This is a genomic window from Acinetobacter sp. LipI_23, assembly GCF_058243045.1.
The window spans coordinates 3,265,944-3,289,964 of the sequence record NZ_JBZAYJ010000001.1 but is presented as its reverse complement, the minus strand read 5'-3'; the positions used below and the strand labels follow the sequence as shown (position 1 = coordinate 3,289,964).

The following is a 24,021-nucleotide window of genomic DNA, read 5'->3' as shown; positions in this document are numbered from 1 at the left end:
GGAGGGATTTATTGTTTTTAAATCTCGGTATTTTCATCCCATAGAAAATAAATACCATATTGCCCCGTTCTAAATTCGCCCCCAATAGACTTCCCTGAATCTGTAAGTAAGTGCTTTCCATTGTCTGTTAGGTTTAAATAGCCTTTATTGACTAACTTTTCTAGTAAATCTGGGGTTTTAATACCAACTTTAGCAGCAAGTTTTGCTGTAGTTAACTTAGTAAAGGTCGTAATTTCCTCTTCATTTTCTTTCATTTCTGAAACTGGAGAAGCCTCAGCTTTTACTTCATCTAGAGTAATACGTATTTCATCACTAATACGGATAATTCGTTGAGCTTCCTCATAAGCATCTTTGAAGACTTCGTTATCTTCATACTTACGAACTAAGATCCCCATTTCATTGTTATTGACTTGGCTGAACTCATAAAGGTTTAGACTTGAAATAATGCATTCACTTTCATTGACATAACATTTTGCATGCAAGTTTTTGCAGAAGCTAACGCGAACATAATCCAACTTTTGCATCCATTTAATTTCGTCTGGATGTAAATCACTTTTTCCATAAACAATACGAATATCAATTTTGAGACGATCTTTATCTTCTAGCAGTTCCTTAATTCGGTCATTTAAACGGAGATAAGGACTAATTAAAATGAGACGCTCTTTGGCATTTTTGATGAGTTCTTCAAGAAAAAAATTAGTACCGCTCGTATTTAAAAATTTTGCCATTGAACCCTCTGATTATTTTGAATAATTAAATGAGATATTAACGCATAAATACTTGGTTAGGCATGATCTAGACGTGTAATTTGAATTTTTTCATCAAGCTGAAAAATATCACAATGGTGTTCTGTCCTCATCCAGTCAAAACCGAAAACTCCTTTGGGGATTCGAATGTTTGAGTCTCAATATATACATCTGCGAGGAGGGGTAAGTTTTAGTCTGTGTTGGTCGGTCTTTGGGTTGGAAGTAAAGGTTGGTCATCTTTCAATTTGTATGAAAAATTACTCATACAAATTGATTGAGCTATCTGCTTTTAGACGCGTTAAGCTAATGCAAAGCAACAACAATAAGAGCAGCCATATGGACACATTATTATTAAGTATTCCGCCCAATGCTTTGGAAACGTTGATTTTAGAATCTATTTCTGTCGACGATGTGCTGAATTCGGAGCACATCGAGTCACATCTGCTTTTAGGTAAAAACTGGAAAATCTTACAGACCTTATTACAAGGCAGTTTTAAGTCCGGCACTTCTTTACTGGCCTTGAGTGTGCAAGCCGAGCATCACTTGGCAGAGCGCCAAAAACAACTTGCAGATGTACGTTATAACACCGCGGTGCGTGTGGTTGAAGTTCAAGAGGCTTTAGAAAAATTAGCTATCGATGATTTTAAAAAACATATGCAAACCACATGTTTGAAACGCTTAGAACAGGAACATGGCATCCAGACTGAATCGATTGAATTGCAATTTGCCGAGTTGAGTTTAGTCTTTGCTCAGCTCAGGAATTTTTATGAACATGCGGCCAAGCATACGTATGCTGTGATCAGCGTAACCAGTGACAATTTAGTCCCAACCTCACTGATTTAACAGCAGTTGCATTAGAACTAGATCACGCCATTGCCCAAACTTCTGTCCGACTTGGGGCATATAGCCAGTTTGTACAAAGCCAAACTTTTCATGCAAAGCAATTGAAGCCAGATTGGCGTGGTCAATCCCTGCAACCATGACATGCATTTGCTGCAATTTCGCCTGTTCAATCAAATAGGCTAAAAGCTGCTGACCTAAGCCCTGACGTGCATAGTTGGGTGAAATATAAATCGAGTGTTCAACGGTATAACGATAGCCTGAAAAATTACGGAAGGTGGCATAGTCTGCAAAGCCTGCAATGGCCTGCATTTCTTGGTCTTCCACCACGCAAAATGGAAATTGGTTTTGTTGAAAGTGTAGTAGTTGTTTTTGGAAATGTGCTAAATCATAGGCATGTTCATTCCAAGTGGCCATGCCATGTAAGACTTCTGCATTATAAATATTTTGGATCTCGGGCAGATCGTGTTCAGTAGCCAGACGAATGAGAAAAGACATGAAGGCAAGGTTGTATGCGTTGGGAGGGTTATCATGCTGCTTTTACATAAAAAAAAGCAAGACAGAAGTCTTGCTTTTGGATATTCACAAAAGTGAATTAGAAGTGGTATTTAATTAACGCACTTACGTCATTTTGGTCAACGCCTTTATAGCCGTATTTGTTATTCCAAACTGAGTGCTCGATACCTACGTAAAGGCGTGTATCTGGAGAAATGTGTTTACCTACATTCCATTTATACTGACTAGTCCAGTTTAACTCGCTTGCATGATTTGCATTTTCACCTGTTGACCAGTCAAGGAAGGCATCAACTAAAAAGTCTTCAGAACCAAGTTTGAACGGTACTGCATAGTTGATGGTCATTTGATAATCATCATCAGTCAGGTCGTTATCTGCTTTGTAGAAGTTGATGTTTGCATACTGTGTATATGGCACGTTTAAGGTAAAACCAATACCATAGAGGTAGTTATTGAAACCTTCACCGCCTTCCCATGTCGTTGCAACTAGCACATCTTTAACTGGGCCAAGCTCAAGTTTAGTTCCTGTCATTGCACTTAAGCTGAAACGTGGTGCAACTTCAAAGTAAGTTTCATTGCCATCAGCATCGTTGTTGGTACGGTCAGCGAAAGCGAAGAAATCGCCATATTTGAAGCCCGCTGCGTATTCTGCAGTAATGGTTGTTTGCTCAAGCTTTTCGTCTTCAGTTTTGAACGGTGATTTGTAGTTTTCACCATATAAACCAGTGAAGCTAAAGTCTTGCCAAATCGGCGCAGCTTGAGAGATTGCTGCAGCAGAAGATAATGCTACGAAAGCAGCAATTTGAGTCAGTTTCATGAATATTTCCCCAAAAAATCGGATACAGGATACCGATTATTAAGCAAAAATAAAGCCAAATTTGACGAATGTCATGGAAAATAGATATCAAAATGAGCCATTTTTTATACTTTTTTTACCAAATGGTTTAATGTTGCCTTTCAGGCATGACACTTAATTTGATATGGACCTTCATGGAAAAAATGTTAGGTGATTGAATAATAAATTTAGCAATATCGACATGATACAGCTCGGGAAAATCCTAGAATGGAACAGCGTTTGCACTTATTTGGGGATGTTTGCAAAGAGTGAATGATCGATGAGTGGAGTCATTCCTGCCGTAATTGAAGTTGTCATAATCATGAGATTTTTTTGTTCATTCTAGCCAATGAAGTCACGTGAATAGTTAGAAGATGGAATCAAATCCATCTGTTTTTAGCCATGCAAGTAAGGGCTTGTCACAATAAGTATCCTTTTCATATTTTTTTAAAAATATCACTTGCATAATTTTCAGTTAGGCCCGATATTCAAAGGAGAAGGACACAGATCTGCAGACTCAAAAGTGTTCATCATTCAATCGATGGAGGTTATATTCCAAAGCAATTGAAGATGGTCGAATACTGTTAAAACAGTAAGTTACAAGTGTGCCAAGACATAAAAATCTTCGTACAAAAAAAGAGTCGAATAAAGAAAGAGAGAGGATGTTATTTTATGAACATAGAAATCCGTACAGATAAAAACATTCAAAATAGTGACCGTTTAATTAGTTATATACGCGAAGAGCTGAATCAAGAATTTCAACGTCACAGTGAGCGCATTACCCACTTTTCAGTGCATCTAAGTGATGCCAATAGCCATAAAGGCGGAGATGACGACATTCAATGTATGATTGAAGCGCGTCCAGCAGGTTTAAAACCCGTGGTTGTAAATCATAAAGGTCATAATGTTGATACCGCGATTCATGGCGCGATTGATCGCCTTAAACGTAGTTTAGAACATACCTTTGAAAAAAATGATAAACCACGTGCTGGCCAACCTGTATATGCAGATCAGGATGATGGCCTAGTTGATGATGAGGAAGATTAAACCTCACCGAATTTAAAAAAAGCCCCTCAATCAGGGGCTTTTTTAATGCTGGGCACTCACTTTTATCCAACATTACGGATAACAAATGTCCCGTTTATTCGGCATAATAGAATAAACTGAATTGAAGAGCGTCATCTCCATGTTAACCGCGCAACAACAAGCTTTCGTGCAAGCACTTGAAGAATTAGATCTTCAACAAGTTCAACGTCTATTGACTGATGGGTTAAGCCTCAATTTTATCGATCCTGAAAAAGGACCTGTGATTTCTGTTTGGTCAGACGGCTTATTCAAATGGTGGGAAGCGATTTGCGAAGCGTATGAAGCAGGTGCACCACTGTCAGAAAAAGAAAAACAACAGACTCTAGCGGTCCATTTAGACATTTTAGAACAACTGATTCATGGCAAAGCAAACTTGCATTTGTGGGATACAGAAGAAATTTATGGCCCACTTTGGGATGCTGCAAGTGCTGCATGTGCGCCAGCGGTCAAACGGTTGTTGGATGAAAAAGTTGATCCAAACACCAAAGATGAAGATGGCTTAACTATTTTATCTTCAATTAGCGATTTATTCTTTGATTGTGAGTTTGACGAAATTAATTGGGCCGAAGCATTGGCTGAAGAAAAGCAAACCTTAGAGTTGCTTCGTCAGCATGGTGCAAAAATGACAAAAGAATTAGCTTAAACAGCGAGATCATCATGATGCAATTAAAACATTTAGGTTTATGTGTAGCCGCTGGGTTCAGTATGAATGCGATGGCCGCAGATTTTTCTTTTGACCGTCCGGGTTCGGGTATAGGGACAGGGATTACGCCTGTGGGACAGTTGGCTTGGGAGCAGGGCTTGGCCAATGCGCACTATGCTGAATCGACTACGGTTGATGGTGAAAAAGTCAAAACCACCAGCTTAAATGCAGATATGTTATTGCGCACAGGTTTAGCTGAAAACATCGAATTGCAATTGGGTTGGGCTGGACCTTCTTGGCAACAAGTGAAAGTGGCCAGCCACAAGTCTGAAACAGATGGCTTGGGTGATGTCAGTGTCGGTGTAAAAGCGGCGATTCCCTTGGATGATGAACGCTTGAGTATGGCAGTGCTGGCTGAAGCGATTATTGCCACAGGGAATGATGGTTTCACCAATGAAGATGATATTTATAGCCTGTCGTCTGTGGTGGCATACGATTATAGCGACCTCGTGTCGACATCCATCACCATGCGTTATGAAGTGCAAAATAGTGATTGGGCCATTTCTGCGATTCCGACTTTAGAGTACCAATTTACCGATAAACTCAGTGGTTTCTCTGAATTGGTTTACCGTAAAGCAGAAAGTCAAGACAATGAATATGCGCTCGGTACAGGTGTCATGTATGCGGTGAATAATCGGATGCAGTTGGACGCAAGTGTTGGTGTCGACTTAAATGGTTCAGATAAAAGTTATTATTCAGGACTTGGCGTTTCATACTTATTTTAATTAGAAAAAAGAACACATTATGAAAAAGCATCTTCATCTGAAACAGGGGATGAGCGGCAAAACGTGGTATCTGGCACTGTCAGTATTGATCATCAATCTGTGTATCTGGAACAGTATCCTAAACGTTCATGCGGAAACTCCACTCCTTTCAGCTGAAGATGCTTTTCTATTTACAGTGGAATCTACGACTGAGCATACGGCTCAACTGCACTGGAATATTCCTGAACAGTATTATCTGTATCAGCACAAATTTGAAGTGCAACAGGCGGGTCAGCCCCTTAAGCTTGAGCTACCGCCTGCGCATGATCTGTATGATGAAAACTATGGACACACCCAAGTTTATTATCAACAAGTGCAATTTGACTTAGACACACAGGCTTCACAAACTTATAAGGTGACTTGGCAAGGCTGTGCCAAAGATCGCATTTGCTATCCACCGCAAAGCATTGAGTTTAAAACTGATGTTAATGGCTTGGTCAGCCTACAAGATCAAGCGGGTGGATCAAAACGACTGTTAGATTTAGCCGCGCAGTCGAATCCGCAATTTGAGCCGATCAACCCCACAGTCACTGCTGAACCCGCCGCAACAGCTTCCGATGCAATGGCTGCGCAAGACCAAATTTGGTCTGAAGAGCTAGCCAAAAGCTCATTGGCTTATGGTTTATTACTGTTCTTTGGCCTCGGGATATTACTCGCGTTTACGCCGTGTTCTTTGCCGATGTTGCCGATTTTAACCTCATTAATTATTCGCGATAGCAAAGGCCTCAAAGCATGGATGATTGCCTTGGTCTTTGTGTGCAGTATGGCCATGGTCTATGCCATTTTGGGCTTGGTGGCCTCATCTGCGGGTTTGAACTTCCAGCGTTGGTTACAACAGCCATCTACCCTGATTGCTTTTAGCATTCTTTTTGTTTTATTCGCGCTCAATCTATTTGGTTTGTTTGAACTTAAACTGCCGCAAGCCGTGGTGAATAAACTCGATCATATCCAGTCTATGCAAAAGGGTGGCAGCCTGATCAGTGCCGCGATTATGGGCATGATCTCTGCGCTGTTGGTTGGACCGTGTATGACGGCACCTTTGGCAGGCGCTTTACTGTTTATTTCACAGACACAAAGTCAGTGGCAAGGGGCCATTTTGTTGTTCACCTTAGGCTTTGGTATGGGTACACCGCTGTTGCTGGCGAGCGTACTGGGCGCTAAGGTATTGCCTCGTGCTGGGCTGTGGATGAATCAGGTTCGGGTATTCTTTGCTTTCATCATGTTGGCTTTGGCGCTGTATTTTGTGCGTCCTTTGCTTTCTGAAACATGGATGCAAGCACTGAGTCTGCTGCTAGGGTTAAGCTTTATCATCTATGTGTTGTATCGTTTGATGTGGCATAAAACTCAATTGCGTATGCTATACATCGTGGCTCTAGTTATTGGCGGGACGTACATTGCTTATAGCCAATATAAGCAGAGTCAGCGTTTCTTTGAAGCACCAATGGCTGCATCTTCGCGTTGGCATGTGGCAGCGAGCGTAGCGGAGTTTAAGCAGCTCTTGGCACAAGCACCAAAAGGGCAAAAAATCATTATCGATGTCTATGCGGATTGGTGTGTTGCTTGTCAGCCAATCGAACACCGTATATTAAAATCGGCAACGGTACAGCAAGCACTTGCGCCGTATTATTTGATCAAATTAGATTTGAGTCATTACGATGCAACCCATCAAGTGCTTTTAAACCAGTGGGATATTTTAGGACCACCGACCTATTTATTCTTAGATGCCTCACAACAAGAAATTCGTGGTTTACGTTTAACCGGTGCATTTACTGAGGCTGAACTTTTAGCTCAATTACAACGTTTTTAAACCTGAGGGAGAGCGGGTATGCAACGTTTATATATTGCCAATAAAAATTACTCCAGTTGGTCGATGCGAGCATGGCTGGTCTTGACTGCATTTAACATCGATTTTGAAGAGGTACTGGTTCGCTTTGATACGACAAACCCCAGTTTTAAAGAGCAATTGTCTCACATTCATTCCAATGCTAAAGTGCCCGTATTGGACGTGGGCGAATTTCAAATTTGGGACTCTTTAGCCGTCTGTGAATATTTGGCCGAGCAAAATCTAGATTTAGCCCTGTGGCCTAAACAGGCCCATTTGAGAGCACAAGCACGGAGTATTAGTTGTGAGATGCACAGTAGTTTTATGGCACTACGCCAATTGTGCCCCATGAATATTCAAGCGCAGTACAGCATAGCTGAGGGGCAAGATTTGTGGGCGCAGCATGCTGAATTAAGAGCAGATGTCGAACGAATTGAACAAATTTGGGCACAGCGTGCAGATGAACATCCCTTTCTGTTTGGTGATTTTTCTATAGCCGATGCCTTCTATGCCCCTGTAGTGATGCGTTTTAAGAGTTATGCACTGCCTGTATCTGAACGCAGCCAGCAGTATATGCAACACATTATGCAGCATCCTGCGGTCATAAAATGGGTTGACGCGGCACGGGCAGAAGCAGTTTAGTTGGATGAGATGTGCTGTGTGTCTGCACATACGGCGCTATATTTGAGCTCACAGGAATTGATTTCCAGATAGCATTTGATTTGATTGCGTCCACTGGCTTTAGCGGCATAGAGTGCTTTGTCTGCTTGATCCAAAAGCTGTTGCGGTTTCAATTTATCCGTCGCTAGGGCAATGCCGAAACTGGCAGTAATGCGAATTGCACGTCCATCTTCATTTTGAATCACTAAATCTTCAATGGCTGCACGGCAACGTTCCGCAATTTGACGAGCTTTAAGGGCAGAGGACTGCTTTAAAATGAGTATAAATTCTTCACCCCCAAAACGGCCGACTACATCACTTTCACGCAAATGAAGGCCCAATTTTTGACTTACGGCAATCAGAACCGTATCTCCCATATGATGTCCAAATTGATCATTGATATTTTTAAAGTGGTCGAGGTCTAAAAGCACGATGGCATAGGGGCAATTTTTATTATGATGCAACTCATTTAAGCTTTGGTTAATGCTGCGGCGGTTTAAGGCGTTGGTGAGTGGGTCGGTCTGGCTTAAGTGTTGAATCAGTCGCTCACGATGCCGCCATTGGCTGAGTAAGATTTCAAATAAAATCAGACAAGTGACAAGAATGTGGGCAATGAAATACAGCATTGAAAATAACCAAAACCCATTATAAAACAGCTTGCCGTTAATGGTGAAAAGTGGCGAGTAGGGCACGACATCTATAAAACTGAGATAGCCCGAGAAGACCAAAAAGCTGGTTGCGGGAATCAGCATGATATAAATGATTTTGCGTTTAAACAGGACTAAGCCCACGGTCAGTAAACAAATGTAGGCAATCATAGTCATGGGGCTTAATACGCCAACGAAATAACTGTCTTGGCAAAGAGAAATGACAAAAATGCCGATTGCGACATAGGGTAAAAAACGCTGTACCCAGACGCGATCATGTAGGACATAGCAGGGATAAATCAGTCCTGACAAGGTCAGTAAAAAGATAGAGTTCAGTACAAATTGGATTCGTACAATATTGAGATTGACCACCTGCCAATATTGCGGGTTCAGTAGGATAAAGCTATCCCAACCGAGCCAAGCAACATGAATAATGCAAGCCAAAACCAACATCAGAATGCACTTTTTCAAGGTACTCCAATTCATGATGACTTCCTCTTCCAGTAAATAGTGAGAAAGTTTATTTTTATGTAATTTTTTAGAGCTGGAGGCTAGGTGTTTAGTCCCAGATTTTAATGGTGCAATATTCTCAGATAAATGGAAGGAAGCACTATGGGACAAGTTCTACACAGCAGCGCCACAACGACACAGGCAGTGCGTCGAGCAATACAAAATAGTCAAGAGAGCTTAAGAACGCTAGCCAAGCGTTACGGCATCAATCAAAAGACCGTCGCAAAATGGAAGAAACGTACTTCAGTAGATGATCTTACAACCGGCCCAAAGAATCCTCGCTCAAGCGTGTTATCGCCTGAAGATGAGGCGGCAATTGTTGCTTTTCGAAAACGCACTTTGTTGCCGCTAGACGATTGCCTTTATGCATTGCAGCCGAGTATTCCTTATCTGACACGCTCGTCGTTACACCGCTGCTTACAGCGGCATGGTATTTCACGACTGCCTGAGGTACAAGGTGATCGCCCTGTCAGGAAGCGCTTCAAGAGCTACCCCATTGGTTACTTTCATATCGACATCGCTGAGATGCAAACAGCACAGGGTAAGCTTTATCTCTTCGTTGCCATTGATCGCACTTCCAAGTTTGCGTTCACTGAATTGCATACTAAAGCCAGTAAGATGGCAGCCGCGGAGTTCATGCGCAATCTGGTTAAGGCTGTGCCCTATAGAATCCATACGGTGCTAACAGATAACGGCATCCAGTTCACGAACCGCACCTGTGATCGCTACGCCTCTGAGCACATCTTTGATCGGGTTTGTACTGAATGTGGCATTGAACATCGTCTTACCAAGGTTAAGCATCCATGGACCAATGGACAGGTCGAGAGGATGAACCGAACGATTAAAGAAGCTACTGTCAAACGGTTCCATTACGACGATCACACTCAGCTATGCATTCACCTTGCTGATTTTATTGCTGCATACAACTTCGGCCGCAGACTCAAAACACTCAGGGGCCTGACTCCCTACGAATTCATCTGCAAACAGTGGACAGATGAACCTGAACTTTTTAAAATTGATCCGATCCATCAAATGCCGGGACTAAACACCTAGTGAATTCATTCAATCTTTTTATCCTCTTACTTTCATATTCTTTTTAATTTAAATGTGTAATTAATTCTTAAAATTGAATTTAAAGATAGCATCTAAAATCATAGAAAAAATATCCCTATAAAAAGGGAAAAGTGTTCTATTTTTGCAACATAGTGTTTTAAATAAACCAATTATTCTAAGAGCGGGATTCTTTTAAGATGCAGCTATTCAATAAAGATTATGCGGGAACATCCCATGAAAGTTTTACACATCGATTCAAGTATTATGGCGGATGCCTCTGTATCTCGTCAGTTGAGCCAAGCCATTGTTTCGCAACTCAGCGAAAAGCATGCGCAAGTTGAGGTTGAATATTTGGACTTGGCAACGCAACCGATTCCACATTTAGACGCAGAAATTTTAATGGGTCAAAATGCAGAACAATCGGCTTTGGGCGAACGTATTATTCAACAATACTTAGATGCGGACGTTGTGGTGATTGGTGCGGCGATGTATAACTTCGGGATTACTTCGACTTTAAAAGCATGGATTGACCGCATTAGTGTTGCAGGTCGTACTTTCAAATATACTGAAAATGGCCCGGTCGGTTTGGCTGGTGACAAGAAAGCCTATATTGCCAGTAGTCGCGGTGGTGTCTATGGTGAAAATAGTCCTGTTGACTTCCAAGAAGGCTTCTTAAAAACCGTCTTTAATTTTACCGGTGTGACCGATGTTGAAATCATTCGTGCTGAAGGCGTGAATATGGGGCCAGAGCTGAAAGATAAAGCCATTGCAGCAGCTTTAGCACAGGTGCAAGCGATTTAAACAATAACTGTAGTTCCATGATTCCTCATTTGGTCAGCGTTAAGCTGACCTTTTTTTATGCAGGATGTGTCTAGTCTTGGTCGAGCGCTTGAGCAAACGTTGCGATATCATCCAATGCCATTTTAGCTTCTGGAAACCATGCATTAAACATTTGAAAGTTATGCCACATGCCTGTGTATAGTTTAAATGTTACGTCTACGCCGGCCTTGGTTGCTTTATCTCTAAACCGCTGGGCATCGTCCAAGAGAATTTCTTTCGAACCGACTTGTACAAGGGTCGGCGGGAGGTCTGCTAAATCATTAAATAAAGGTGAAACAAGTGGGTTGGCGGGGTCGATTTGTTCTGGAACATAATAGTCGATGCCTGTTTCAAGGGCCTCGATGGATAAAAGTGCATCGAGCTTGCTGTTATAGCGAATAGATTCACTGGTTAAGCTTAAATCCAAAAATGGCGAAAGTAGAATTAATCCACTGACTTGAGGACGTTGCTCATCACGAATGCGCAGCGCCAAGGCTAGCGCTAAATTTGCACCACATGAATCCCCCGATAAAATAATATCTTTGGCCTGTATACCTTGCTCCAATAACAGCAGATAAACATCAAACAGTGCATCAATAGCTTCAGGATAGGGATGTTCAGGCGACAATGGATAGTCAAGGTGAATGACTTGCATTTGTGTACTGGCTGCAAGGTCTGAGACAAACGCACGGTGGGTATTCATTGAACCTAAAAAGAAAGCTCCACCATGAATATGCAAAATGAGCTGAGTGGCTTCAGTTTCAGGTTTTAACTCTTCCGCACGCAGGCCTACAAGACGTAGAGGACGAATCTGGATCGACTTATTGAGCGGAAATGCACGACACATTTGTTCAAGAAGAAAACGCTGACTACTGGGTGGGAGACTAAAGCGACTTGGGGTTCGAATCGTGGTTTTTAAAAACTGCTCTGTAATGATTTGTTTCCATGGATCGGCAATCTTCATAGTTATTCCATTTTGTTATTTGTTTTACCTTGAGTTTGTGTATTTACCAACATAATTTACAAGGTTACACTAATTGGTCACATTGAAAAATTGAAAAATTGTTGTGACTTTTTAATAATGATAGTCGTCTATACTAGACTAGGGAAATGACAAAAATGAAAAAAATTGCACTTGCACTAAGCGTACTAGGATTAACCGCTCTAGCTCATGCAGCAGATCCGCTGAATGGCACTGTTTGGAAAACGATTGATGATAAAACTAAACAAGCGAAAGCTTTGGTTAAATTCACTGAGCAAAAAAATGGAACTTTAACTGCGAGTATTCAAGGTATTTTGACGCCAGGTGAAGAAAATGCATGTACCAAGTGTGAAGGCCCATACAAAAACAAATCGTTGAAAGGTTTAACGATTGTACATGGTCTGAAAAATGTGGGTGGTACAAGCTATGACGGTGGATCAATTTTAGATCCGCAAACTGGTAAAACCTATAAATTAAAAGGCAACATTGCTGCTGGTGGTAAAAAACTAGAGCTTCGTGGTTATATTGGCGTGGCTGCATTAGGCCGTAACCAAACTTGGATTCGCGCGAATTAATCCCATCCAACAAAAAAAGCCGAGCAATTGCTCGGCTTTTTTGTTTTGTTATGCTTTTAGGACACGAATTGCATCTTCATTGAAACCCACAATAAAACCTTTCGGGGTTGCAATTACGGGACGCTTAATGAGACTGTTATGTGTGGTGAGGGCATCAATTAGTCCTTGCTCTGAAGCTAAAGCAGTGTCTTGTTCTGTTTCAGTCAACTTACGCCAAGTGGTACCTTTTTTATTCAGGACCACATCTGCCCCAATCTGATCGAGCCATGTTTTGACAGTCGCAGCATCAATGCCTTGCTTTTTATAATCATGAAACTCATAAGCCAGTCCTAACTCATTCAGTAGGTCGAATGCTTTTTTCATTGAATTACAATTTTTAATGCCATACACGTTTAACATGGAAAACCCTTCTGAATTTTAAGCTGGGTTTAGAGTAACGGAAAAAGCAGAGCAGCTCTAGTGTGTCGATCTAAGCTTAAAGCGTCATCGTCTTGTCATAAAAGCGATTTAGAATCAAATCAAAGAAAAATAGAATCTAAAAAGAAGAAGCATTAAAAAAGGCAGAGACTAAAAAAGAGAAAACCCGCATTTAATCATCCTGATCATGCGGGTCTCATTACAACGTCCATTGTCACATCCTTGAAAACCAACTATTTCCATAGTTCGTTTTAATTTAATCCTACGGCGTCCTGTCCTTGTGCTGTCATCCTGACATCGTCCCTTTGCCGTGGAAACATAATGCACTGATTGATTGATCAGAAAAAGACTCAAAAAACGGCAGATAATGTAGGTTAAAAACTCATATTCAGTAAACAGGTGTTCACTGAATATGAGCTAAATACTTAAATTTTTCTAGATTTTGTAGTCAATAATGACAGGTGCATGGTCGCTAAACCATGTTTCTTTATAGACCCAAGCATTGACTGTGCGGGCTTTCCAGTCAGGTGAGCACGCTTGATAGTCAATGCGCCAGCCTACGTTCTTGGCACGAGCTTGTCCACGGTTTGACCACCAAGAATAAAGCTCAGCCTCTGGACGCACTTCACGGAAAGTATCGACATAGCCGAGTTCATCATAAATATGATCGAGCCAAGCGCGTTCGTGTGGTAAGCAGCCTGAGGCTTTTTGGTTGCCTGACCAGTTTTTAATGTCGATGCGTTTATGCACGATGTTGTAGTCACCACAGACAATCACGGATTTATTTTCATCACGCCATTGTTTCAAAATTTGTTTGTATTCTTCTAAGAAGTGGTCTTTACGTACTTGTGCCTCTTCACCAGAAGAACCCGATGGTAAATAGAGTGAACAAATATGCACGTTTTGGTCTAAGCCTAAGTCAAACTCAGCCGAAATAAAGCGGCCTTGAGAATCGGCCAATTCAAAACCAAGTCCATCCGTGACTGAAACAAACGGTAAACGGCTATAAATAGCAGTGCCAGCATACCCTGGACGTTCAGCAGGGAACAGGTGAGTATGCCAACCTTCAGGTTTAAATTTATCGGTCCATTGTTCGTGGGTGATGCGAGATTCTTGCATGCAAATCACATCAGCATCTGATGTGGCAATCCAATCAAAAATCCCTTTTTTTTCTGCAGAACGTAGACCATTTACGTTAATTGAAACCACACGTAAAATTTTTTGATCACTTGGATAGCTACTCTTTGGTATCATGCGCAAGTCTTACCTCAATTTGAAAATACGGAGCACCGCATGACAACGCAAGCGACATTTAACCCTCAAGCTTTTATCGAACTCGCATTATCACGTGGCGTGCTTAAATTTGGTGAGTTTACTTTAAAATCGGGTCGTGTGAGTCCTTATTTTTTTAATGCCGGTCTACTTAATGACGGTGAAGCCTTGTCATTACTGGCGTCTGGCTATGCAGCCAAACTGACAGAATGCAACAATGTTGAGGTGGTCTTTGGTCCTGCGTACAAAGGGATTCCTTTTGTTGCTGCAACAGCAGTGGCTTTGTCACAAAATCATGGGGTAAGTGTGCCTTGGGGTTTTAACCGCAAAGAAGCCAAAGATCATGGTGAAGGCGGGGTCTTGGTTGGTGCATCCGTTACAGGCAAAAAAGTCTGGATTATTGATGATGTGATTACTGCGGGCACAGCGATCCGTGAAGTAGTCACCATTTTGAAAAATGCAGGTGCGCAGATTGCAGGTGTGTTGGTGGCATTAGACCGCCAAGAAAAAGGTCAAGGTGAACTTTCTGCGATTCAAGAAGTCCAAAAAGAATTGGAAATTCCTGTGCATGCATTGGTGACCATGAAAGATTTGATGAATTATTTAGAGGCTAAAGGTGAGACAGAGGCTTTAGCAAAAATGGAAGCCTATCGCGTGAAATATGGCGTTTAAGCGTTGAAACAAAAAAGGGAAGCTTCGGCTTCCTTTTTTATTCGCTCTCTCTTTCGGTTGGCGTTTGGCTATGCGCACCTTCCCAACCAATCATCGCGGTTTTACGTGTCGTCCCCCACATATAGCCGCCACGTTGTCCTGAAGACTGAATGACCCGATGGCATGGGATTAAAAAGGCAACGGGATTGCTGCCAATTGCTGTTCCGACCGCTCGTGAGGCACGCTCTTGCCCAATCTCTTGGGCAATATGTGCATAACTGCTGAGCTGCCCCATGGGAATTTTGAGCAGACTTTGCCACACCTTGAGCTGAAAGTCGGTGCCTTTCAGATGCAGTTTAATCTCTGATAGGCTGTGTTGATCTTGCTGAAAAATCGCGAGTGCTTTGCGTTGTAATTCATCCTGATCTTCAATAAATGTCGCACGTGGGAACTGTTTTTTCAGATAGGCCAATGCATCCCGATCTGCTTCGGTAAAGGCCATATGACAAATCCCTTTAGGGGTCGAGGCAATAATGACGGAGCCAAAAATGGTCTCGGCAAAGCTATAGTGAATGTGGAGTGCTTCACCGCCATGTTTATATTCTGCGGGCGTCATACCTTCGATTTGGACAAATAAATCATGCAATCGGCTGGTACTAGAAAGGCCAGTGTCAAAAGTTGCTGCAAAAATATTATTTTCTGTGTGATTTTTCAAAACTGACTTTGCATATTCCACACTAATGTATTGCAGAAATTTCTTCGGACTAATACCAGCCCATTCGCTAAACATACGCTGAAAATGTGTAGGACTTAAATGCACGTGTTCAGCAATCTCAGCCAAACTGGGTTGCTGTTTGAAGTTTTGTTCAATATATTCAATCGCCTTTGCCACACGTGCGTAATTGCTATGTTCTGTCATGATTACTCGCGGAAATCATTTAACTTAAGAAAACAGTAACAAATCCAGTGAGGCCTGAAAATCCGTTTCTTGCGCTTTATCAGAAAAGGTTCGAAGCATGCATTGATTGACTTAGTCGTTCCTTGATAAGCATAAAAAAGCGGAACAGTGACCTGTTCCGCTTGAGATGGCGTTTTAACTGAAGGGGTTTAGAACTGGTAGTTCAAACGCATGAGGAAGCTACGCGGTGTACCAGGCATAGAGTCTGAACGCCAGTATTCTTTATTGGTCAAGTTACTGACAGCTAAGGTCAGGTTCCATGGATCAGCACTATAACCAATGGCTGCATCGACACGTGAGAAAGCTTTCATATCCAAGGGCTGGTTGCTTAAATTGCTATTAGGGTAGGCTTTGTAGTCACCCACATAAGTCACACCAACTTCACCATAGAGTTTTTCTGTAGGTAAGTAACGAACAAATAAGTTACCCGTATGTTCAGGCGCATTATTTAGCACTTTATTCACATTATCTGGATTTTGCTTGTCTTTTTTAACTTCGGCTTGTAGATAACCATATCCACCACGGACAAATACATTATCCAATACGCGACCAATAAAACTAAACTCTAGACCTTTAGATTGATGTTCGCCCGCAGTTGCCCATTCTTCAGGTTTAGTGTCATCAGGTACATAACGAATATTATTTTTGCGAATGTCAAAAACTGAGAGTTGGGTATTTAAACGGTCATCAAACCAGTCACTTTTGACCCCAATTTCATATTGCTCATTATATTGAGGTTCTGAATCAAAGGTATTCAGATTGGTATTTGCGGATACAACACTGACACCTACACGCCCACCAAACGGTGCAAAGCTTTTATTGTATGAAGCATAGAAGCTGTGTTGATCTGTGGGTTGCCAAATGAAACCAATGTTAGGGCTAAAGCTTTCATCATTGATACTACGATGGTAATTGATGTCGAAAGAAGCTAATAATTTATTGGTGGTTGATGTATCGTAATAATCATAACGTGCACCAAGCATTACTTTGAAATATTCATTAAAACTAATTAAGTCTTGAATGAAAAAGCCGTAGCTTGTGCCTTCATTATAATTATGCTGAGTAATGGTTTTAGCACCGTTATCACGATTATTCTGTGTTAATTGACCTGTAATTGGGTCATAAAAACCATCAATTCGACTGCCATTGGCGTTTTTATTAGAAAGTTTCGGCTCTCTTTGTTCATAGGTCCAATCGGTACCCACTAAAAGATTATGTTTAATAGCGCCCGTATCAAACTCACCTGTAATATCCCACGTATTGGTGGTGGTTCGATTAGATGTTTGCTGCCAGTAATAGTTTTGCGAAATTTTTCCGACATTGTTGTAGCAGCGACGTTGTGTAAGTGGAGTGCTAGAAGCGCTTTCACCATTACTGGTGGTTGCATCTGAAGCACAGTAGGTACCACCATAAAAATGATCAAAGTCTTGATCTGCTTGGCGGTAACTTGTTGCCCAATGGAATTTCCAATTCGGCGCAAATTCGTAATTTAAATCTGAACGAATGACTTGTAGTACATCATCAACGTAATCGCCTTTTTGTGCAAAGCCTGTTTTAATGGATGTTCCAGCAGGTAAAACACTATAAGAAGGTCCACGGTCTGGTACTCGACCTAATTTGTCATAGGTATATTGTGTGGTCCACGTGAGGGTTTCATCATCATTTTTATAAGTGAAACTTGGCGAGATCATCTCAATTTTACTGTCGATGCCTGAACGGAAACTATCCGCTTCACCGTATTCACCTGTTAAACGAACAGCCCAGTTGTCATTTAAGACTTGGTTAATATCCGCTGTTGCGCCATAAGTATCATATGAGCCTACGTAAGTACCGACTGAGCTTTTTGAGTCAAAGTTGGCGTATTTACTCACCATATTGACCACACCACCGCCTGCACTACGACCATATAACACCGAGGCAGGGCCTTTTAAAATTTCGATCCGTTCAATGTTGGCTGTACTACGACGCACTTGGCCACTTTCACGGATACCATCACGGTAAATATCACCCGAGTCGGCAGAGAAACCACGGAGGGTAATGCCATCACTGCGCATATCGTAGCTGGTTGAAACCCCTGGTGTGCCTTGTAGCATTACACTGAGGTCGTTAGAGCCATAGATTTTATATTTCTGTACATCGATGGTGTCGATGGTTTGAGGAATGTCTTTTTTCTTTAAACCATTCCGTGTGACATTGGCCTGATCATAATCGACATAGCTTTTGATTGGATCAAGTTCACTCATTGCCTCAATTTTTAAGGTAGGCAGAACTGCTGCTGTATTCGATTTGTTTGTCATCGCTTGAGAGGAGGGGTTCTCATTATTTTGTAGTGTCGCTTCATCCGCATAGGCTGCATGCGCATTTAAAATCATAAAGCTGAGAAGGCTATATTTGAATAGGTTAGAACCACAAAGCGGCTGTGGTGAAAATTTCATCATGATTTAAGGCTCGGAGAGAGTGAATTGCCAATAAAAATGAGAAGTATAATCATTTACCAAAAATGAACAAGACTTACGGTAATATTCATTTTTTCTACATAGTTTTACTGGGTTGAAAAGTACAGCTGTACAGGCTTTTTAATTTTTCTAAAAAATTGATAAATAAGCATTAAAATTTGAAGAAAATGTAAAAGAATTATTTTTGTGAATTTTCCATGCATTTTTTACAGCTTAAAAGAACGCCTATTTTTTCTTGACGTCCTTGCTCAGTTTGTACCCAAGGGCGGTTTTGCCACGGTGGAGTATGGCGGACATGTTGTGTGTGGCCACAGGCAAGCTCCGCCACCCAATGATGTTCTTCATCGAGATGAAAACAGACAATCGCTTGTTGCACTTAAGTACCTCGACTGACGTGTTGAGGCTGTTCTAAGCCGTTTAAAAAACGCTGACACAGTTGATGGATGGCTACCAAATCATCGGGATCTAGACCTAAAGAACACGCCAGCTCAAATGGAATGGCTATAATTTTATCTTTGGCTAAGAGTGCTTTTTCCAGCAGAACGACTTTTTTCATACGTTCATCTTCTTTGACAGCAACACGCTTTAAAAACTGTTTTTCTTCTAGTTTTTGAATAATCGGGGTTAAGGTGCCTGAGTCAAAAAAGGTTTTTTGTCCAATCTCGGTCAGCGTCACATTGTCCTGCTCGTATAAAGCCAACAAAACAATAAATTGCGGATAGGTCAGATCGTAAACCTGTAAGCGTGGACGGTATTGACGAACCATGGCATTGGTTGCGGAATACATGGCAAAACACACGCGGTTTTCTAAAAGTGGGGTGTCCGCCATATTGCATGTCCTTGGGTGTTAATGTCTGTAAAGCAGTATAAATGAAATAGGGGCGAAAGTGTATTGGGTGCAATAATCTTGTGTGCAAGTTAATTGTGTGCGATATTATTTTGCGAATGAGGTCGGTTCAGTGCTTGAAGCGACTTTAATTAATGACATTTGATGAATGGAAGAGATGTAATGAGCACAATTTATGATTTTCAGGCCGAACTGTTAGAAGGCGAGCAAAAAAAACTGGCCGATTATCAGGGTAAGGTTTTATTGGTGGTAAATACCGCCAGCCAATGTGGTTTAACCCCACAATTTGAAGGTTTGGAGCAGTTATATCAGGACTATCAACAGCAAGGTCTGCTGGTTCTAGGCTTTCCCTGTAACCAATTTGCGCAGCAAGACCCTGCGAGTAATGAAGAGATCGGCAGCTTTTGTCAGCGTAACTATGGAGTCTCTTTCCCAATGTTTGCTAAGGTCGACGTGAATGGGCCTACAGCGCATCCGCTGTATCAGTATTTAACCACTGAAGCTAAAGGCATTTTAGGTAGCCAGAGTATCAAATGGAACTTCACCAAATTTCTCATTAACCAAAAAGGGCAGGTGGTGAAACGCTATGCGCCGATTGTTAAACCTGAAAAAATTGCCAAGGATATTCAACGCCTTTTGACTTAATGGAGAAGGTGTGGAAAGGAGCTGTCGCGTGGTAATAGACACATACTCCCTTTGTTGAATTGAGCAGTTAGCATCTGATTTATTACTGTAATGTGTTGTAGTTATTTGAATAAAATAGATTTTTTGATCTTTAATTATTACACAACTTGTTGCACCCAAACCTGAAAACTTCGTTATACTTTTTGCCAAGTTTAAAAAATATGAGCGTGAGAATTATGCGTGTACTGGTAGTGATGGACCCGATTGAAACGGTGAATCTGAAAAAAGATTCCACCATGGCCATGTTATGGGCCGCAAGCCGTCGCGGACATGAGTTGGGTTATGCATTACAACACGATTTATATATCCATCAAGGCAAAGCCTTTGGTTTGATTTCTCCCTTAAAAGTGTTTGAAGACTACGATCATTATTTTGAGTTGGGCGAACAGCAAAAAGAGTCCTTGGCTGATTACGATGTGATCTTGATGCGTAAAGATCCACCGTTCGACATGAACTTTGTCTACACCACCTATATTTTGGAACAAGCGGAACGTGAAGGCGCGTGGATTATCAATAAACCACAGTCCTTACGTGACTGTAATGAAAAACTGTTTGCCACGCAGTTCCCCGAACTGCAAGTCCCTACATTAGTGACTTCACAACAAAGCCTGATCCGTGAATTTATCAAAGAACATGGTGATGTGATTGTGAAGCCTCTCGATGGGATGGGTGGCATGGGAATTTTCCGTTTATATCAAGATGGTGTGAACATTGGCTCAACTTTGGAAATGTTGACGGAAATGGGCACACGTCCGATTATGGCGCAGCGTTATATTCCTGAAATTGTGGAAGGGGATAAACGTATCTTGCTGGTCAATGGTGAACCTATTCCGTACTGTTTGGCGCGTATTCCACAAAACGGCGAAGTCCGTGGGAATTTGGCCGCAGGTGGTTTGGGTCAAGCACGTCCTTTGACTGAAAACGACAAGGCGATTGCTGCAAAAGTGGGACCCTTCTTACGTGAAAAAGGTTTGGTTTTTGTTGGACTTGATGTAATTGGCAACTATGTGACCGAGATTAATGTCACCAGTCCAACCTGTATTCGTGAGATTGATGCGCAATTTGGTACCTCGATTGCCGATACTTTATTTGATATCTTAGAAGCAGGCAAAGCCAGCTAAAACGACAGAAAAGGAACCTGAAATGGTTCCTTTTTTCTTTCATGGTTGTGGTCGGTTTTGAAATAGAGCTGTACTTTGCTGCAAAGTGTATCAATTTGGTTGAAAATAAAGCGGATTATGTTGCCAGACACTACAAATTTTCATCCTACTCAAATGTATGCGCTCAGATTGTATTTCTAAGCGCTAAAATGAAGTGAATTGGGCTTTAGAATGATGTTAAATATTTGATTCAAATCAGCTTCATAGTTTTATTTTTAAATATCGCCAATTGCGCTGTCGAGCCTGATTGTGTGCTGTAGTTTGAGTAAAAATGCACATCTGATAACAAATCTAGTTTAAACTTGAAAATCAGTAGAAAAAAACAATCAAATGCCTGTTGAAAAAAAGTAAATAATCTTTCGCGGTTATGCGTTTGTGATTACAATTGATCGCTTAAAATTGAATTTTGTTTCCATATTTTTAGAATTGAAGAATTAGACTGTGACCGAAGCAACACAAACAAAGCCGAAACATGTAATGATGATGGCTGCCGGAACGGGCGGGCATGTTTTTCCAGCACTTGCTGTGGCTAAGGAATTACAGCAACAAGGCTGCCAAGTCTCGTGGCTTGCTACGCCTACAGGTATGGAAAATCGCCTGCTTAAAAATCATGATATCCCAATTTATCAAATTGATATTCAAGGTGTGCGCGGCAATGGCTTAGTCCGCAAAGTATTGGCACCCTTTAAAATTTTAAAAGCCACTTTAAGTGCAATGCGTTACATGAAGCAGCTCAAAGTCGATGCCGTTGCGGGCTTTGGGGGGTATGTCGCTGGGCCAGGTGGATTGGCTGCGCGTGCACTGGGTATTCCTGTGATTATTCATGAGCAGAATGCGATTGCGGGTTTTACCAATACGCAGTTATCACGTATTGCCAAAACAGTGTGTCAGGCATTTCCAAATACCTTTGCTGCACAAGATAAAATTGTGACCACGGGTAATCCCGTCCGCAAAGAGATTACGGAAATTTTAAATCCGTCTTGGCGTTATCAAGAACGTGAAAAAGCAGGTCTGCCACTGCGAGTTTTAATTGTGGGTGGCTCGTTGGGTGCACAAGCGTTAAATGAGCGTGTTCCTGAAGCATTGAAGCAATTGAATGTGCCGTTAAGCGTTTATCATCAGTGTGGTCAAAACCATGCAGATACGACCCAAGCGCGTTATGCCGATGCCCCTGAGCAGCTTCAGGTTGAAGTCCACCCTTTTATTGAAGATATGGCCAAAGCTTATAGCGATGCCGATTTAATTATTTGCCGTGCTGGGGCGTTAACCGTGACCGAAATCGCGACTGCTGGCGTGGCTGCGGTGTTTGTTCCGCTGCCGAGTGCAGTGGATGATCACCAAACGGCCAATGCAAAGTTTTTAGCCAATATCGGTGCAGCCAAAATTTGCCCACAAGCAAGCATGACGCCCGAGAGTTTAAAAGAATTATTATTACCCTTGATGAACCGTCAGTTATTGTCTGAAATGGCAGTGAAAGCACGTCAGCAAGCACAACCCGATGCAACCCACCATGTGGTTCGTTTAATTCAAGCATTGTAAACCGAGTATTTTATGTCGCCATCTACGCCTGCTGATCAAGCAAAAAAGTTAATTAAAGTGCCAGAAATGCGCCGTATTAAGCACATCCATTTTATTGGGATTGGTGGTGCGGGTATGTGTGGTATTGCTGAAGTGCTCAAGAACCAAGGTTACAAAGTCTCAGGTTCAGATATCAAAGCATCAAAAACCACGGCTCAGCTTGAAGAAAACGGCATCAAAGTCTATATCGGGCATACGGCTGAAAATATTCAAGGGGCAAACGTGATTGTGGTGTCGACTGCAATTGATGCAGAAAACCCAGAAATTAAAGCAGCCATTGAAACGCGTACACCTGTGGTGCGCCGTGCAGAAATGCTGGGTGAGCTGATGCGCTACCGTCATGGGATTGCTGTTGCGGGAACGCATGGTAAAACCACGACCACTAGCCTTGTCACGTGTATGTTGGCAGAAGAAAATCTCGACCCAACTTATGTGATTGGCGGTTTGCTGAATCGTACTGGTGTGAATGCTGCACTGGGCGCGAGTCGTTTTATCGTGGCAGAGGCAGATGAATCAGATGCTTCATTCTTGCATTTGCAACCAATGGCCACCATCGTGACCAATATTGATGCAGACCATATGGACACCTATGGTGGTAGCTTCGATGTCTTAAAAGATACCTTTGTACAGTTCTTACAAAAACTGCCGTTTTACGGCTTGGCTGTGGTGTGTGGCGATGATGCCAACATTCGTGAAATCATGCCGCGCATTGGTCGTCCATTGATCACGTATGGTTTTAACGAAGACAATGACATTCGTGCAGTAGATATTGAACAAGAAGGCATGCAGTCGCACTTTACCGTATTACGTAAAGATCGTGAGCCTTTGCGTTTAACCATCAATTTGCCGGGTTTGCATAATATTTTAAATGCACTTGCGGCGATCGGTATTGCAACCGATGAAGGTGTGTCTGATGCTGCGATTGCACGTGCGTTGGAAAGTTTCAGCGGTGTAGGTCGTCGTTTCCAAGTCCAAGGTGAATTTGACATCGAAGGCGGTAATGTGAAATTGGTGGATGACTATGGTCACCATCCAAAAGAAGTTGAAGCGACCATTAAAGCTGCACGAGCAAGCCATCCAGACCGCCGTTTAGTGATGATGTTTCAGCCACACCGTTTTAGCCGGACCCGTGACTGTTTCGATGACTTTGTGGATGTACTGTCACATGTCGATCAGTTGTTGCTGCTTGAAGTCTATCCTGCGGGTGAAAAACCGATTGTGGGTGCAGACAGTCGTTCATTGGCGCGTAGTATTCGTTTACGTGGCGATGTAGAGCCGATTTTGATCGATCCAGTCGAAGGTAATTTGCAGCATGCGTTGAAAAAAGTGTTACAAGCGGATGACTTGTTATTGACGCAAGGCGCAGGTAATGTGGGGGCTATCTCGGTTGAGCTTGCAAGCAATCATTTATATTTAAAATAATCACGTTTTGTGATTACTCAA

Annotated in this window: 25 protein-coding genes; 14 read left to right on the top strand and 11 right to left on the bottom strand. The window is 42.0% G+C overall.

The features are described 5' to 3' along the window. Positions 1-17 precede the first annotated feature (17 nt). Positions 18-728 (bottom strand): phospholipase D family protein, encoded by a 711-nt coding sequence (locus tag AC4CVD_RS16245; RefSeq protein WP_078425112.1) that lies wholly within the window; start codon positions 726-728, stop codon positions 18-20. A 354-nt stretch (positions 729-1,082) separates the two neighbouring features. Here AC4CVD_RS16245 and AC4CVD_RS16240 point away from each other — a divergent pair, with 354 nt between their 5' ends. Further along, entirely contained in the window at positions 1,083-1,589 is a 507-nt protein-coding gene (locus AC4CVD_RS16240) for a DUF1877 family protein (RefSeq protein ID WP_279743723.1), read from the top strand. On the opposite strand, the gene AC4CVD_RS16235 is transcribed toward AC4CVD_RS16240, so the two are convergent. Both AC4CVD_RS16235 and AC4CVD_RS16230 read right to left on the bottom strand, forming a co-directional pair. After that, a complete protein-coding gene (locus tag AC4CVD_RS16235) occupies positions 1,578-2,084 on the bottom strand; it encodes a GNAT family N-acetyltransferase (RefSeq protein ID WP_005401486.1) in 507 nt (168 codons plus the stop codon). The genes AC4CVD_RS16240 and AC4CVD_RS16235 overlap by 12 nt on opposite strands. A gap of 97 nt (positions 2,085-2,181) precedes the next feature. Beyond that, the gene (locus tag AC4CVD_RS16230) at positions 2,182-2,916 is read right to left on the bottom strand and encodes an outer membrane protein OmpK (RefSeq protein ID WP_335998339.1); all 735 of its coding nucleotides are present in this window, start codon (positions 2,914-2,916) and stop codon (positions 2,182-2,184) included. A gap of 690 nt (positions 2,917-3,606) precedes the next feature. Here AC4CVD_RS16230 and AC4CVD_RS16225 point away from each other — a divergent pair. The 5 genes from AC4CVD_RS16225 to AC4CVD_RS16205 all read left to right on the top strand — a co-directional run bounded on the left by AC4CVD_RS16225 (position 3,607) and on the right by AC4CVD_RS16205 (position 7,951). Further along, entirely contained in the window at positions 3,607-3,981 is a 375-nt protein-coding gene (locus AC4CVD_RS16225; RefSeq protein WP_004691760.1) for an HPF/RaiA family ribosome-associated protein, read from the top strand. 139 nt (positions 3,982-4,120) lie between these two features. Next, positions 4,121-4,663, top strand: coding sequence for an ankyrin repeat domain-containing protein (locus AC4CVD_RS16220; RefSeq protein WP_125273751.1), 543 nt, complete (start codon positions 4,121-4,123; stop codon positions 4,661-4,663). A 14-nt stretch (positions 4,664-4,677) separates the two neighbouring features. Further along, positions 4,678-5,448, top strand: coding sequence for a transporter (locus AC4CVD_RS16215; RefSeq protein WP_490753450.1), 771 nt, complete (start codon positions 4,678-4,680; stop codon positions 5,446-5,448). Between the two features lie 19 nt (positions 5,449-5,467). Beyond that, positions 5,468-7,294, top strand: a complete 1,827-nt coding sequence (dsbD, locus tag AC4CVD_RS16210; protein ID WP_490753449.1) for a protein-disulfide reductase DsbD — start codon at positions 5,468-5,470, stop codon at positions 7,292-7,294. A gap of 18 nt (positions 7,295-7,312) precedes the next feature. Then, positions 7,313-7,951, top strand: coding sequence for a glutathione S-transferase family protein (locus AC4CVD_RS16205; RefSeq protein WP_490753448.1), 639 nt, complete (start codon positions 7,313-7,315; stop codon positions 7,949-7,951). Here the strand turns inward: AC4CVD_RS16205 and AC4CVD_RS16200 are convergent. Beyond that, a complete protein-coding gene (locus AC4CVD_RS16200) occupies positions 7,948-9,102 on the bottom strand; it encodes a GGDEF domain-containing protein (protein WP_490753447.1) in 1,155 nt (384 codons plus the stop codon). The two genes, AC4CVD_RS16205 and AC4CVD_RS16200, sit on opposite strands and share 4 nt — an antisense overlap. A 126-nt stretch (positions 9,103-9,228) precedes the next feature. On the opposite strand from AC4CVD_RS16200, the gene AC4CVD_RS16195 reads away from it, so the two are divergent. Both AC4CVD_RS16195 and AC4CVD_RS16190 read left to right on the top strand, forming a co-directional pair. Next, positions 9,229-10,179: an IS481 family transposase gene (locus tag AC4CVD_RS16195; RefSeq protein WP_006582413.1), complete on the top strand. Its 951-nt coding sequence runs from the start codon at positions 9,229-9,231 to the stop codon at positions 10,177-10,179. A gap of 234 nt (positions 10,180-10,413) precedes the next feature. After that, on the top strand, positions 10,414-10,980 hold the full coding sequence (locus AC4CVD_RS16190; protein ID WP_039890677.1) for an FMN-dependent NADH-azoreductase: 567 nt from the start codon (positions 10,414-10,416) through the stop codon (positions 10,978-10,980). A gap of 70 nt (positions 10,981-11,050) precedes the next feature. On the opposite strand, the gene AC4CVD_RS16185 is transcribed toward AC4CVD_RS16190, so the two are convergent. Next, positions 11,051-11,962 carry an alpha/beta hydrolase gene (locus AC4CVD_RS16185; protein ID WP_490753446.1) on the bottom strand — a complete coding sequence of 304 codons (912 nt, stop codon included), beginning with the start codon at positions 11,960-11,962 and terminating at the stop codon, positions 11,051-11,053. Positions 11,963-12,117: 155 nt separating this feature from the next. Here AC4CVD_RS16185 and AC4CVD_RS16180 point away from each other — a divergent pair, with 155 nt between their 5' ends. Beyond that, positions 12,118-12,555 carry a DUF2147 domain-containing protein gene (locus tag AC4CVD_RS16180; protein ID WP_005401494.1) on the top strand — a complete coding sequence of 146 codons (438 nt, stop codon included), beginning with the start codon at positions 12,118-12,120 and terminating at the stop codon, positions 12,553-12,555. A 48-nt stretch (positions 12,556-12,603) separates the two neighbouring features. On the opposite strand, the gene AC4CVD_RS16175 is transcribed toward AC4CVD_RS16180, so the two are convergent. Then, a complete protein-coding gene (locus tag AC4CVD_RS16175) occupies positions 12,604-12,954 on the bottom strand; it encodes a Spx/MgsR family RNA polymerase-binding regulatory protein (protein WP_490753445.1) in 351 nt (116 codons plus the stop codon). A gap of 453 nt (positions 12,955-13,407) precedes the next feature. After that, positions 13,408-14,226 carry an exodeoxyribonuclease III gene (locus tag AC4CVD_RS16170; RefSeq protein ID WP_062031929.1) on the bottom strand — a complete coding sequence of 273 codons (819 nt, stop codon included), beginning with the start codon at positions 14,224-14,226 and terminating at the stop codon, positions 13,408-13,410. Between the two features lie 39 nt (positions 14,227-14,265). Between AC4CVD_RS16170 and pyrE the strand changes: the two genes are divergently transcribed. Continuing rightward, a complete protein-coding gene (pyrE, locus tag AC4CVD_RS16165; RefSeq protein ID WP_078388306.1) occupies positions 14,266-14,916 on the top strand; it encodes an orotate phosphoribosyltransferase in 651 nt (216 codons plus the stop codon). A 37-nt stretch (positions 14,917-14,953) separates the two neighbouring features. Here the strand turns inward: pyrE and AC4CVD_RS16160 are convergent, their stop codons facing one another. The 4 genes from AC4CVD_RS16160 to AC4CVD_RS16145 form a co-directional block, all read right to left on the bottom strand. Then, positions 14,954-15,814 carry a methylated-DNA--[protein]-cysteine S-methyltransferase gene (locus tag AC4CVD_RS16160; protein WP_490753444.1) on the bottom strand — a complete coding sequence of 287 codons (861 nt, stop codon included), beginning with the start codon at positions 15,812-15,814 and terminating at the stop codon, positions 14,954-14,956. 188 nt (positions 15,815-16,002) lie between these two features. Then, positions 16,003-18,288, bottom strand: coding sequence for a TonB-dependent receptor (locus AC4CVD_RS16155; RefSeq protein ID WP_490753536.1), 2,286 nt, complete (start codon positions 18,286-18,288; stop codon positions 16,003-16,005). A 199-nt stretch (positions 18,289-18,487) separates the two neighbouring features. After that, the gene (locus tag AC4CVD_RS16150; protein WP_490753443.1) at positions 18,488-18,685 is read right to left on the bottom strand and encodes a DUF3565 domain-containing protein; all 198 of its coding nucleotides are present in this window, start codon (positions 18,683-18,685) and stop codon (positions 18,488-18,490) included. Then, entirely contained in the window at positions 18,686-19,138 is a 453-nt protein-coding gene (locus tag AC4CVD_RS16145; RefSeq protein WP_490753442.1) for a MarR family winged helix-turn-helix transcriptional regulator, read from the bottom strand. It abuts the gene before it with no gap. Between the two features lie 180 nt (positions 19,139-19,318). Between AC4CVD_RS16145 and AC4CVD_RS16140 the strand changes: the two genes are divergently transcribed. The 4 genes from AC4CVD_RS16140 to murC all read left to right on the top strand — a co-directional run bounded on the left by AC4CVD_RS16140 (position 19,319) and on the right by murC (position 24,000). Continuing rightward, entirely contained in the window at positions 19,319-19,801 is a 483-nt protein-coding gene (locus AC4CVD_RS16140; protein WP_490753441.1) for a glutathione peroxidase, read from the top strand. A gap of 215 nt (positions 19,802-20,016) precedes the next feature. Next, positions 20,017-20,961 carry a glutathione synthase gene (gshB, locus tag AC4CVD_RS16135; protein WP_490753535.1) on the top strand — a complete coding sequence of 315 codons (945 nt, stop codon included), beginning with the start codon at positions 20,017-20,019 and terminating at the stop codon, positions 20,959-20,961. A gap of 480 nt (positions 20,962-21,441) precedes the next feature. Continuing rightward, positions 21,442-22,539, top strand: a complete 1,098-nt coding sequence (gene murG / locus AC4CVD_RS16130; protein ID WP_291389349.1) for an undecaprenyldiphospho-muramoylpentapeptide beta-N-acetylglucosaminyltransferase — start codon at positions 21,442-21,444, stop codon at positions 22,537-22,539. A gap of 12 nt (positions 22,540-22,551) precedes the next feature. Continuing rightward, on the top strand, positions 22,552-24,000 hold the full coding sequence (murC, locus tag AC4CVD_RS16125) for a UDP-N-acetylmuramate--L-alanine ligase (protein WP_004691731.1): 1,449 nt from the start codon (positions 22,552-22,554) through the stop codon (positions 23,998-24,000). Positions 24,001-24,021 lie beyond the last annotated feature (21 nt).